Annotated in this window: 13 protein-coding genes; all 13 read right to left on the bottom strand. The window is 63.9% G+C overall.

Translation table 11 applies throughout. From position 1 onward, the window contains the following. Positions 1-541: 541 nt before the first annotated feature. Positions 542-1,624 carry an ABC transporter ATP-binding protein MceG gene (gene mceG, locus AC4ELH_RS11310; protein ID WP_418009076.1) on the bottom strand — a complete coding sequence of 361 codons (1,083 nt, stop codon included), beginning with the start codon at positions 1,622-1,624 and terminating at the stop codon, positions 542-544. A gap of 75 nt (positions 1,625-1,699) precedes the next feature. Further along, the gene (locus AC4ELH_RS11315) at positions 1,700-2,659 is read right to left on the bottom strand and encodes an alpha/beta hydrolase-fold protein (RefSeq protein WP_448448084.1); all 960 of its coding nucleotides are present in this window, start codon (positions 2,657-2,659) and stop codon (positions 1,700-1,702) included. Positions 2,660-2,665: 6 nt separating this feature from the next. Continuing rightward, the gene (locus AC4ELH_RS11320; RefSeq protein WP_109757068.1) at positions 2,666-2,776 is read right to left on the bottom strand and encodes a hypothetical protein; all 111 of its coding nucleotides are present in this window, start codon (positions 2,774-2,776) and stop codon (positions 2,666-2,668) included. Positions 2,777-2,797: 21 nt separating this feature from the next. Continuing rightward, positions 2,798-3,271, bottom strand: coding sequence for a CAP domain-containing protein (locus AC4ELH_RS11325; RefSeq protein ID WP_418009077.1), 474 nt, complete (start codon positions 3,269-3,271; stop codon positions 2,798-2,800). A 45-nt stretch (positions 3,272-3,316) separates the two neighbouring features. Continuing rightward, positions 3,317-3,754, bottom strand: coding sequence for a lipoprotein LpqH (locus AC4ELH_RS11330; protein ID WP_418009078.1), 438 nt, complete (start codon positions 3,752-3,754; stop codon positions 3,317-3,319). 24 nt (positions 3,755-3,778) lie between these two features. Continuing rightward, complete coding sequence (locus AC4ELH_RS11335; RefSeq protein ID WP_418009079.1) at positions 3,779-4,432, bottom strand: Rv1363c family protein; 654 nt, start codon at positions 4,430-4,432, stop codon at positions 3,779-3,781. Next, positions 4,429-5,037 carry an Rv1363c family protein gene (locus AC4ELH_RS11340; RefSeq protein WP_418009080.1) on the bottom strand — a complete coding sequence of 203 codons (609 nt, stop codon included), beginning with the start codon at positions 5,035-5,037 and terminating at the stop codon, positions 4,429-4,431. The genes AC4ELH_RS11335 and AC4ELH_RS11340 overlap by 4 nt, the downstream gene beginning before the upstream one ends. Then, on the bottom strand, positions 5,001-6,458 hold the full coding sequence (locus AC4ELH_RS11345; protein WP_448448081.1) for an MCE family protein: 1,458 nt from the start codon (positions 6,456-6,458) through the stop codon (positions 5,001-5,003). Before AC4ELH_RS11345 ends, AC4ELH_RS11340 begins: the two co-directional genes overlap by 37 nt. A gap of 1 nt (position 6,459) precedes the next feature. Then, complete coding sequence (locus AC4ELH_RS11350) at positions 6,460-7,596, bottom strand: MCE family protein (protein WP_448448079.1); 1,137 nt, start codon at positions 7,594-7,596, stop codon at positions 6,460-6,462. Further along, complete coding sequence (locus AC4ELH_RS11355) at positions 7,593-8,897, bottom strand: MCE family protein (protein WP_448401344.1); 1,305 nt, start codon at positions 8,895-8,897, stop codon at positions 7,593-7,595. The genes AC4ELH_RS11350 and AC4ELH_RS11355 overlap by 4 nt, the downstream gene beginning before the upstream one ends. A gap of 23 nt (positions 8,898-8,920) precedes the next feature. After that, positions 8,921-10,213 carry an MCE family protein gene (locus AC4ELH_RS11360; protein ID WP_171512254.1) on the bottom strand — a complete coding sequence of 431 codons (1,293 nt, stop codon included), beginning with the start codon at positions 10,211-10,213 and terminating at the stop codon, positions 8,921-8,923. Further along, entirely contained in the window at positions 10,210-11,238 is a 1,029-nt protein-coding gene (locus AC4ELH_RS11365; protein ID WP_448401076.1) for an MCE family protein, read from the bottom strand. Before AC4ELH_RS11365 ends, AC4ELH_RS11360 begins: the two co-directional genes overlap by 4 nt. Positions 11,239-11,259: 21 nt before the next feature. Continuing rightward, positions 11,260-12,702, bottom strand: a complete 1,443-nt coding sequence (locus AC4ELH_RS11370) for an MCE family protein (RefSeq protein ID WP_498884522.1) — start codon at positions 12,700-12,702, stop codon at positions 11,260-11,262. Positions 12,703-12,704: the final 2 nt, after the last annotated feature.

The following is a 12,704-nucleotide window of genomic DNA, read 5'->3' on the forward strand; positions in this document are numbered from 1 at the left end:
GGACAGCCTCGTTGATCCGCTCCCCGGGAACACCGCGGGAACACCCGACCTCATCTGCCCGGGCAGCCGTTAACGCACTGCGGCCGGAACAGTCTGCTGCACGAATGGGGACGATAAGTGCGACGGAGAGAAGCCTTGCAGTACCACGATGTTCAGTGTCAGAATCGCTCCGCTTCAACGAGTCGCCGTGCGGAGTGACCGCTCCGCCGGGGTACGCGCAGCAACGGTGGATGTTCGCCAACCACAGGCACGTGTGGCTTAGAGGCGTTCGAAGGCCGGATTCGGCTTGCCAGATCCCGCAGCGACATCTCGGAGTCGCTGCCTACGAAGCCGGTCATCCACGTCCGAAGTGAAACCGACAAGGCTGGTAATAGCACCGTGCCGCTGGATGCGAAACGTTGTAGCAGGTCAATAATCGTCTCTCGATACTCGCCAGCACCAATTCGGATACACAACTTTGCGCGTTCTGCGTCATCCAAGATAACGCCAGCTTCATCGAGGAGCCCCCACACGAACGTATATTCCTCGGCTCGATCCACAGCTATACCTCCGTCGCCGCAATCGAGATCGTTGAGGTCTCGTCCTCGACCGGGCGGTGGTGGCGTGCGTTGGGCTCGTCGCCGAACTGGTGCACCGGCAACTTGTGCGTGCCGTCGAGGTCGTCGAGGATGGCGGCCTGGGCGGCCGGGGGCAGGGTGTGCAGGATCTCGCGGACCCGGGCCTGACGCCGGGCCACACCCGCACGCTCGGGCATCCCCGGGGTGGCGGTCAGCTGCGGGGGCACACCCTCGATCTCCTCGACCCCACCATCGTGCTGACCGGCATCTAACATGGCCTGCTCGGCGGCCGCGGTGGCCTCGTCCTTTTCCTCCGACATCCCGATCGGCCCGATCCGGCGGCCGTTGAGGAACTGCTTGACCACCGGCTCCTCACTGGTCAACAACACCTCACGGGGACCGAACATCACCAGCTGCTTGCGGAACAGCATGCCGATGTTGTCCGGCACGGTCCGGGCGATGTTGATGTTGTGCGTCACGATCAGCACCGTGGCGTCGATCTGCGCATTGATGTCGATGAGCAGCTGGCTCAGGTAGGCGGTACGCACCGGGTCCAGACCGGAGTCCGGCTCGTCGCACAGGATGATCTGCGGGTCGAGCACCAGGGCGCGGGCCAGGCCGGCACGCTTGCGCATACCACCGGAGATCTCACCGGGGAACTTGTGCCCGTCATTAGGCATACCGACCAGTTCGAGCTTTTCCATCACGATGTTGCGGATCTCGGACTCGGACTTCTTGGTGTGCTCACGCAACGGGAACGCGGTGTTGTCGTAGATGTTCATCGACCCGAACAACGCACCGTCCTGGAACAACACCCCGAACAGCGTGCGGATCTCATACAGCTCCTTGGCCGAGCACTCCAAGATGTTGGTGCCATCGATCACGATCGAACCGCGCTCCGGACGCAGCAGACCGATCAGCGACTTCAAGAACACCGATTTACCAGTACCCGACGGGCCCAACAACACGCTGACCTCGCCAGCGGGAATCGACATCGTGACGTCTTCCCAGATCTTTGACGACCCGAAAGATTTACTCAATCCCGCCACATCGATTTGGACACCCATGGTCATCACCTCTCAGGGGTTTGTCGGGGACCTGTTCACCGCGCCGGCGCCGCAACGGAACCCGTGATCGAAAAGCTATTTCGGCTGGCCTATGGTGGCGACGAGATCGCCGGACATCGCACCGAGCTGAGGGCCCCAGCTGGACCAGTCGTGCTGCAGTCCATCCGGAAAATCGAAGTGTCCGTTGCGGCCACCGGCCGAACGGTAGTGCGCATAGAAGCTCCGGTTGCTGCCCTGGGCCTGGTCGCAGTAGCCGATCATCGCCGCCGGGTCACTGCAGGTGAGCGTCGACGGGCTGAACACCCACAGCCGGGTGTTGTTGTCGACCAACAACTGTGCGTGAGAATCGGGATCGTGCCATTTCCAACGACCAAACTGCGGGGCACCCCACATGCCGTAGGTGTCGACGCCACCAAACTGCGCCATGCCCGCGGTGATTGCACCGTTGAGCGTCGTCGAGGACGGAGTCAGGAACCCGGATAACGAACCGGCGAACCGGAACCGAGCCGGATGGAAGGCCGCCAGCGCCATCGCCGCTGTACCGCCCTGCGCCGCACCAACCACACCGTGGCCGTTCGGCGCCAGCCCCTTGTTCGCGGCCAGCCAATCCGGCAGCTCCCGAGACAGGAATGTCTCCCACTGCTTGCTGCCGTCCTGTTCCCAGTCGGTATAGAAGCTGAACGCGCCGCCAGCCGGAGCCACGACCGAAATTCCCTTACCGGCAAGGGTGTCCATCGCCCCGCCGGCCGACACCCAGTTACTGATCTGGGGACCGGCGTTGAACGCGTCCAGCAGGTACACCGCGTGCGGACCGCCCCCCTGGAACGCCACCGGGATATCACCGGCCATCGCCGCCGACGGCACCATCAGATACTCCACCCGTTCGGCCGCCGTCGCCACAACAGCCGTCAACAGCGATACCACCAGCGCCACGATCGCCAGCAGCGCACCCGCCACGGTGATCGCCGCTCGATTCAGCCGACCGGCGTCGCTCGTTGGCGCTCCCGGTCCGAGATTCACCACGGAACTCGACATGTACGCCTACACCGGCGGGTAGGCCGGCGGCGGGTAGTTGCCGCGGAGCCCCCACGCCAGCCAGTTGAAGAAGTACTCGACCTCATCGCTAGCGTCATAGTCCGGATTAGGATCCATTGCTGCTCACCTACTTTCGATCTATTCTGGTGTTCCGTACACAGCCACCACCACGGTCCGGTCGAGGCTGTTTTCCGACCACACACCGATATCGGTGTTGGCGCAGTTGCTCATGATCGCCATGTAGGCCTCGTTGTAGTACCACTGCCGCAGAATCTCGATTCCGTTGATGGCAATGGCGGGGTTGATCGCGACCGTCTCGGCGACGGTTCCGCGATATCCCGCCGCGACCGCCCGGTCCGCCGCGGTGGAGCCGTCAGACCCGATGTCGCCGTCCAGATTCCGGTTCGCCATCAAGTCGGCGACATGCCACTCGGCCGCCTGGCGAAGTTGCGGATTCTTGCGCACTTCGTTGGTACAGCCGGCCTGGTGCTGGATCGTGTAGACATTGGCTACCACACCGTCGTTGAGCCGTTTGTTGTCGGCGTGCGCGGTAACCGGTAGCGCGAGCGCGACGGGAAGGACGCCAAACGCCACCAATGCAATAGTTTTCATGCTGATCCTGAAGTCGCCATGAATCCGTGACCCTTTCCTGGTCGGTTAACAGGACACCTCGATCGCGAATTCTGCGGTAGTCGGTTGACTCGGCGTGCCGGCGTTGAAACCACGCGCAACACCGGAGATCTGGTAGGCCGATCCACTGAGCACAACCTGCGCCTGCCCGCCCAGGCCGACGTTGTAACTGCCGGTGAAACCATTCGCGTCCCGGAATCGGACCCAGTCGACCGTGAGGTCATCCAGGTTTGAGATCGTCGCGGCTGCGACCGGGTCTCGGTCTCCGATGGTGATCGCCGTCGTGTGTTTGGTCTGTGTGCATTCCACCGCCTCGATCCGTCCGGCATCGGCACCGTCGATGGTCAACTGCGCCATACCCGGCGACATCCGGCCGGCCTGACGATCACCCGTTTCCGGTCCCGGCGAGCAGCCTGCCGCCCCGGCAACAAGTAAGGCCGCCGCGGTGAGATATTGGGTCCTCATGACACCTCCCTGGTGACCGATGGCCTAGATGGGTTCGAACTCGGAGACCAGCCAGCGGTCACCGACCCGGTCCATCGACACCCGGACCACCGACGACGAATCCGTCGGCGCCTCATCGCCAATGATCACGGTCTGGTTGACGAACAACAGCACCACCGCGTGCTTTGGCGTCAGCGACACGGAACCCGCGGCCGGGACCTGTGCCACGGCCGATATCCGTTGCGCCTTGGCGCCGGGAATCACCACGTCGTTGGTCAACTGGGTATAGGAATCCTTGAAGGACCCCGTCAATCGGTCCTGCGCGGCCTGCAGATCCTGCTCGACCGAGTCAGGCTGATAGGACAGCATGGCCGTGGTCGCCTCGGTAGCGGCTGCCACGGTTTCGGCCGTGCTGTGCTCGGAGACCCGAAGTGAGGAGTCCTGCCACTTCAACCAACCCGCCGTGATGGCCAACAGCAACGCCAGACCGGGCAACAGACCGTAGGTGATCGCCCGGGACCAGTTGGTCCGACGTTTGGCCGGCGCCGCTTCCGCTGCGCCGACACCCTCGTCGGTGTCCTCGGCATCGGCCGGCAAACTGTCCTTATCCTCTGTTTCGGCCGGCGGGACCTCACTGCCGGCATCGACTTTGCGTTCCTCGGTCGTTTCCACCGTGCTACCAATCTGGGTTGTTGTCATGGCACGAAGGCGACTTGAGAGATCTTCATCTCGTCGCCTACCTTCTGGACGGACATCCGCATCCGCCATCGTCGTGGCTCCTGCTCAGCCGCACCGGCATTTGTGATGGCGACACTGGCGACCACCAGCACCTGAGCGATGTCCGGCGACTGCGATTCCAACGCCGATTCGGTGATGGAGCCCTCCGACCGTGAACGCGCCTTCTTGACCACGTCGATAAACGGTTGCGAGCGTTGGGCGAAGTCCTCCCGGAAAGAACCCGTTGCGGAATCCAGCACACGCTGGACATCACGGTCGGCGTGCTCCCAGTCGATCGTGGTCAGGTTCAGCGCTCCCTGCCGCGCCGTCTGCACGAACATCTCACGCTCGGCAGTGTCTTTGTGCGCCTGGGACAACCGAAAACCCTGCCAGCCCACCAGGGCGCCCAGCGCGACCGTGATGGCCACGCCTACAGCCAGCGCCTTTCGTCCGTGCGAGGTCAGCGGGGCGGCCGGCGCGGCTGAATCCGAGACTCCGTCAGCTTCGACCCCAAGCGAGCTGTCGCAGTCCTCGGTGTCGGTGGTGTCGGTCATTGTCCCGTCGGCGGTATCAACATGTTCTCCCATGACTTCTCCTCTCCGGGATGTTGGGCCAGATCGCGCTGGGTGTGACGCATCCCGTCCGGCCCGAGGTAGCTGCCCGTGGCCGGGTCGTACTCGACGACCGCCAGCGGCGGAATACCGGCACCGGTGGGCTCGGGCGGCGCCTCGCCTGGGGCGAACTGCGGGATTCCCTGGCCCGACAACGTCGCATTGGGATCGCCCTTCCAGTTGAAGCCGTCGTTGAGTGGGATGTACTCCTCGTCGCTCTCGCACATCTTCACCGTCGGGGCCCGCTTGCCCGGACGGCCTGCGCAGGGCAGGTTACGGGCGCCGCGGACGGTGGTGAGCTGAGAGTCCTGCGGTATCCGGCAGTAGACGTTGCCTTCCGGAACATCCGGCGCGTCTTCAAAAGCGGGCGCCCGCTGCTGTTGGACCGGCAGGAAGCCGGTGGTGCAAGGCGGCGGCGAGTTCAGGTTGAGGTTGAAGCTCAGATACGCGCCGACGTAATCCTGTTTGGTGCCGGTGTTGGCCACCAGGATCCCCTGCACGTTGCCCACCGCCTGCGGCACCGCCACCAGCAGCGTTTCGATGTTGTCTCGGTAGGTCAGGGCCACGTCCCCCACGCTGACCAGGTTGGCCAATAACACCGGCAGAGTCGGCTGTAGCCGGTCGACCAGCATGCGCACCTCCTCGGTCGATTTGGCGCCCTTGGTCAGCAGGCCTCCGACGGACGAGTCGTTGTTCTTCAGCTGAGTCGTGACGGTCGCCAGGTTGGACGCCCAGGTTTGGATTGCGTTCGATGACTGGACCTGGGTGTCCAGCAACGGCTTTGACTTGTCGATCAGGGTCACGAAGGAGTCCAGGTTCTCCCTGGCACCACGCGACAACGAGATCGTACTGTTCAGCAGCCGGGAGAGGTCCGGGCCCAATCCTCCTACCGCAACGTAGGATTCATCGACCACTGTCTTCAGGTTGTCGTTGGGAATCGCCTTCAGGCCGGTGTTGACTTCGGCCAACAGCGAGTTGATGTTCGGCGGAATGCTGGTGCGGCCGGCCGGTATGACGTCACCGTCCTTCAGCGGCGTCGCGTTTCGGCTTCGGGGCAGCAGTGCGACGTACTGTTCGCCCACCGCTGAAACGCTGTGCACCTCGGCGTCGAGATCGGCCGGGATGTCAATGCCGGATTTGAGACTCAGCACCGCTGCGGCGCCAGAGTCGGTCAACCGCACGTCCACGACCCGCCCCACGGAAACGCCGCGGTAGGTGACGTTTCCTTCGGGGTACAGCCCGCCGGCATGGGGTAGCTGCACCGTCACGGTGTATCGGCCGACACCGAAGAACGCCGACGGTACCTGCATGTAGCCGAAGAACATGAATGTGACGCCGACAGTGGCGATCACCGCGAACACGATCAACTGGATTCTGACTGCGCGTTTCAGCCGCATACTAACGCCCTTGATTGAAATTGTAGGGAGCGACCAACGGATTTCCCGCGGTGTACGGACTGGGCATCTGACCGATGGTGCGGCCCCACTGCATCTCCAGTTCGGTGAGATCGCCTTCCCATCGGGTGCCGGTGAACAGCGCGGCGTCAATCCGGCTCAATGTGAGGTCGACTACCGCGGTGAGGTTGGCATAGTCACCCCGGATCCACTTGTCCAGGGTGGGCTTCGGGAAGGGCAGCGTGGAGAGCAGGTCCATCGAACGGGTCAATGCCGGCCCGGCGTCCGCCAGGGACTTCAGCACCGGACCGAGATCGGCCAACTCCTTGACCAGGTTTTCCTTGGTCTGATTGACCGTATCGGTCAACAGTGCGCTGAGCTTGCCGCCCTGATCGGCCGCCTCGGTGATGGTGTCCCGCTCATCGCGCAGTACCGCGAGCGCGTCCGGCACGGTTTCCAAAGCCCGGTCGATGACGGGTTTCTGATCGGCGAACTGGCCGACCAGTCTGTCGAGACTGTCAGTGGCGGCGATGATGTCGTCTTTTTGGTCGTTGAGATAGCCCACAAAGGTGTTGGACTGCTCGAGCAGGCTTCTCAGTTCTTCCTCTCGACCGTCGAGCGCCGTGCTCATGGCCCAGACGACGTCTTGAATCTGACCCACTCCACCGCCGTTGAGCACCATGGCGAGCGCGGCCAGGGTTTGTTCCGTCGACGGGTTTGCCCGGACCGATTCCAGCGGTATCAGCGAGCCGTCCTTCAATTTGCCTTCCGCCGGAACCTCTTTCGGTGGCGCCAGCTCGATGTGTACCGAACCGAGGAGGCTGGTCTGGCCGAGCGTGGCGGTGGCGTTGGCGGGCAGGTCGACGTTGCCGTCGAGCGTCATGGTGACCAACGCGTGCCAGCCCTGCACCTCGATATTCGACACATTGCCGATCGTCACGTCGTTGACCCGGACCCGGGAGTTCCGTTCCAGGTTCTGCACATCGGGCAGTTGCGCCTGGATGGTGTACGAGCCGGGGCCACCACCTTTGGTGCCGGGCAGCGTCACGGAGTTCAGGCCCTGGAAGTCGCTACAGGCCGGCAACCCGGCGACGGCCACGACCGCCAGCAGTTTCAGGCCGATAGGGCGCCACTCTGTCATTGCCCCGCCCCCGAAGGAATCATCAATCCCAACAGACCTTCTGCGGGGTCCGTCTCCGCCGGTGCCGGATGGAGCGGCGGAGCACCTGCCTCGGCCGCCAGCGGCGCGGCCTCGATGGGAGCCGGAGTGGGCGGCGGCGCCACCGGTGGGATGTAATCCGGACGCAACCAGTCCTCGCTGTAGGTGAGCTCGTTGGGGCGTGCCGTGGCCCCCACGAACGGGTTCAGGCCGAGCGGAGGGAAGTTGTACTGACGGTTTTTCACAATCGGCGCCAGGTACTGCGCGCACAGCTTCGAGGCTTCCTCGGCGCCTCGTCTCGATGCCGCCTGAATCGCGCCGCACAAGAACTGGATCGGGTTGGCGAAGTTGTTGGCCGCCAGGATGCCGCTCAACGTGCCTTGTGCGGGTTGGTAGATGTTGACGAAGTTCTGCGCGGTGGTCGGAAAGACGTGCAGTGCCTGCTTGACGTTGTCCAGATTCTTCACGATCGCGGTGGAAATCGACGCCAGCTTGTCCGAGGTGATGCCCAACGCTTCCCGGTTGTCGGCCACAAAACTCGTGACATCACCGGCGACGTCGCTGAGATCCCTTACCGCATCCCCAATCTCGTTTGGGTTGTTAGCGACCAGATTTGTCACCGAAGCCAGGTTCTGGTTCAGCGTCGTCAGCAGGTCACCGCTGCTCTCCAAGGCGGACACCAGGATCGACAGGTTCTTGATCGTCGAGAACAGGTCCTCGCGGTGATCGCCGAGGGTGGAGACCGCCCGCGACAACTTCGTCAGGCTGTCGCGGATGTCCTGGCCTTGGCCGCGCAGGTTGTCGGCCGCGGTGTTGACGAAGCCGCCCAACGTACTGACCCCGCCGGGTTTCGTCGGTTGCAGGGTTTTGGCCAACTTCTCCAGGTTGACTCGCAGGTCGTCCCACTCCACCGGGACAGCGGTGCGCTCCTGGGGAATTACCGCGTGGTCCTGCATCGCCGGGCCGGTGGTGTAGGCGGGGGTGAGCTGGATGGCCCGTGCGGTGATCAGGGTCGGTGACAAGATCACCGCCTTGGCGTCCGCCGGCACCGCGTGCTTGCTGTCGTACCAGAACGAGACCTTCACGCGATCGGGCTCCGGCTCGATCTTGTCGATCTCCCCCACCGGCACACCGCGGATCACCACGTGATCGCCGACGTAGATACCGTTGGTGTTGTCGAAGTAACCGACGACATGGGTCCGGCCAGCACCGCCGGCAGCCCGCACGGCAACGGTGATCCCGCCGGCCAGCGCCACGGCCAGGACAACGGCCGCTCCGATCATCGCGTATCGGGATTTGAGGAATTTCACTGCTCACCTCCTGGCGCTGGTTGCGGACGATCACCGGACCCGGCCTGGCCGTCGGCGGCCTGCGGTGCGCTGTTGGCGGGTAGCGCAGGCGGTCCCGGCGGGGGTCCGCCGGGCGGCGGCGCGGGCAGGGGCTCGCGGTACGGATAGCGCGGATCGCCCGGCTTGCCGGTGATCGCATCGGGAAGGTTCAGATGCGGCTCGCCACCTTGTCCGGTTCGTGGGTACGGAACCGGAAGGGGCGGTGTCGCCGGTTGGCCGGTCTGCGGATCGGCGCGCTCCGTGGGCGCCAGTACATTCGGGTCCAGCCCGAGGTCGGAAAATGCCGCGTCGACGAAGGGCTGCACGAACTGCCCGGGTAGCAGGTTGACCACATAGGCCTTGAAGAACGGGCCCGAGGCCACCGCTTCGCCCAGCCCGAGTGCGTAGGAGTTGAGTTTCTTCAGCGCCACCAGCACATCGTCCTTGCGATTGTCGACGATGGTCAGCACGCCGTTGAGCTTGTCCAACATCGGCTTTAGCGATTGATTGTTGTCGGCGACAACGCCTTTCAACTCGCGAGCCAGCGCCGACAGGTTGGTCGATATGTGGTCCAGCGCGCTGCTCTGGGATTGCAGTTCGGCCAGCAACGCATTGGTGTCGCGTACCAGCGAGACCACTTTGTCGCTGCGGTCGGCCAGCACCGTCGTTGCCTTGTTGGCGTTCTTCAGCAGGTTCCGCAGCTGATCATCGCGCTTCTCCAGTGTTTCGGACACCCGGGCCACGCCGTTGACAGCTTCCTTCAAGGCCGGCGCGGTATCGGAGAATGTTTCCGACAGGACGGCAAGCGAATCCGACAATTGATCGGTGTCCAAGCCACTGATGGTTTTGGTGAGATCGCCCAGCGCCTCGGGCAGCTCGTATGGCGGTGTGGTCCGGTCCAGCGGGATCGGCTGGTCCAGTTCGCCATCCCCGTATGAGGTGAGCTCGAGGTGTCTGGTGCCCAGCAAGCCCTCCAGCCGGATCGACGCCTCGGTCCGCTCCCCCAGGTGCACGCCGGTGACCCGGAATTTCACCAGTACGCCCGGTCCGTCGAGTTCGACGCTGGACACCTTCCCGACGTCATAACCGGAGACCGCGACGGTGCTGCCGGACGTCAGCCCGCCCGCCTCGGTGAAGTAGGCCGCATAGTCCCGCCCGTCGTTGACGAACGGCAGCTTCTCGTAATTCAGCGCGACCAGCACCGCGGCCAGGGTGATGCTGACGCCGATGGCGCAGACCTTGTAGGGGTTGCGTTCGGTGAAATTCTTCATTTCGGAGTGCACCTCCCGGAATCCTGGCCCGCCACCTTGACGTAGGTCGGTTGGCCGCCCTTGCCGTTGAGCTTCAGCACCACGTCGCACATGTAGAAGCTGAAAAAGTCGCCGTAAAGCGCCAGTCGGTCGAGTTTTTGGTAAGCGTCCGGCAGGGTCCTGAGCAGCTCGTCGACATACTCGTGATCCACCAGCACCGTCCCCGCGGTCCGATCCGCCTCCTGCACCACCGTCTTGATCGGCGCGCGGGCCTGGCTCAGCAGATCGGCGATCGACGCGGCCGCGGCATTCGCGTAGGCGATCCCGTTGCTGATGTCCTGCTTGCGGGCTGCCAAACCGGCGGCCAGTTCAGACACCGAATCCACCGCCTTGGCGAACTGCCCGGTCTGGTCACCGAGTGAAGCCAGCACCGTATTTAAGCTCGTGATGACCTGGCCGATCAGATGGTCGCGATCGGCCAGCGTGTTGGTCAGTGCTGCGGTCTGGGTGAGGATGGAGCTCACGGTCACGCCCTGGCCCTGGAAGGCAGCAATCAGTTGCTCGGTCAAGGCATTCACCTGCTCGGGTTCGAGCGCACGGAATAGCGGACGGAAGCCACCCACCAGGGCCTCGAGATCCAGGGCCGGCTCGGTACGGCTCAACGGGATGGTGGTCCCGCGATCGAGTTTCTTGCCTCCGCTCGCACCCTGTTCGAGCGCCAGGAATCTGCCGCCGATCAGGTCGCTGAATCGCACCGCGGCCCGGCTGCCATCGGTCAGGGTGATCGAATCCTTCGCCCCGAACTCGACGAGAACCGTCGAGTCCCGCTGGACCGTGATTCGCTCGACCTTGCCGACCTCGACGCCGGCCACCCGAACGAAGTTGCCGGGCCGCAGTCCCGACACGTTGGCGAAAACGGCCGAATAGCTGGACTGCGGCTGAAATCGCAATTGAGCCAGCACCGCAATGAGCGCAAACGTCAACGCCGTACAGACCGTCGCGTAGACGGAAAGCCGCACAATCTTTGAAAGCAGACCTTTTTGCATATTCGTGTGCCTGTTCCGTTGTCAGGGGACCGGTGCCGGGATCGGCGGCAAGGGCGTCGGTTGTGCTCCTGGATGGGCCGGCTGGAACGGCTCCGCTCCCTGCGGCGGCGGACCTGGATCGCGGGGGCGGCCGGGTTCGGGCGCAGGTGGTAGGCCCGGGTACAGCGGTGTGCCATCGGGTCCGTACAGCGCCGCACCGTACGGTGGCGCGCCGGGGTATGGAATCGGGCCTGGTGCCGGGCCACCCGGACTGCGGATGCTGGGCGGCTCCGGGACCGCGCGGGTCACCGGGAAGTAGTTGGCCCATCCCGGGAAACCGATACCAGGGTTTGGCCGGACGTCCAGTCCGGTGCCCCAACCGGTGTCGGTGACCAGGTACCGCTGCGGCCAGTTCTTCGAAACATCGGGCAGCGAACCACAACTGGGCTCACCACCGGGGCCGCCCTTGGCACCGTTGATCGGAAGATTGTCGGGGTACCGGTAGGCGTCATCGCCGGGTAGCAGGGCGACATCCAGGATGATCGACTTCCCGTTGTGGCCGCCGGCTACCTCGCCCCAGCCCATGTCCATGGCCTTCTTGGCGCCGACCAGGGTGCAGGTGAGTTCGGGATCGTACTTCCTCAACAGCCGCACGGTCGGCTCCAGGGTGTTGACGCCGTTCACCAAGTCGTCCTTGCTGCGGCCGATCACGTCGATACCAGTGCGGGAGAGCCCGATCAGGTTGAGCAGCAATGAGTCCAGCGCTTCGGCGGAGTTGGTGATGGTGGCACTTGTGGTGCTCACCGCATCCACGGTCGTCAGAATGTCGGGCGCGGCGGTCCCATAGGTATCGGCAACAGCTTTCAGCGAGCGATAGTTTTCCCGCATGGTCTCGCTGCGCGGATTGATGGTTGTCAGCACCTCAGTGAGGTCGGTGATCATGCCCCCGAGCCCCTCGCCCTTGCCCTGGAATCCCTCGGCCAGGGCCGACAACACCGCGTTGAGTTTCGCTGTGTCCACCTGGTTGAGCACGTCGACCAGGTTCTGGAAGACCGTGTTCACTTCGATGCTGACGTTCCGCGACTGCACCACGGCTCCAGCGGCAAGCCGCTTCGGACTGGGATCCTGCGGCGGCAGCAACTCGACGAACTTGGCGCCGAACGCGGTCGGTGCCGCGATCTGAGCTTCGACGTTGGCCGGAATGTACTTCAGCTGTTCGGGATAGAGCTCGAGCTCGAGCCGCACCGGGTTGTCCAACTGGATCGACGACACCCGACCGATCTGAACCCCGCGCATCTTCACCTTGGCGTCGGTCTCCATCACCAGGCCTGCGCGGTCGGTCGTCAACGTCACCTTGGCGTAGGGCCGGAAATCTCGGTTGAACATGCCGACCGTGATCACCACCAGCCCGATGATCACTGCCACTTCGATGGCCATCCAGATCGCCGGATGCAGACCGGCCACTCGCCACTTCGATTTCGTCATCG

It is taken from the genome of Mycobacterium shunyiense (assembly GCF_058270075.1).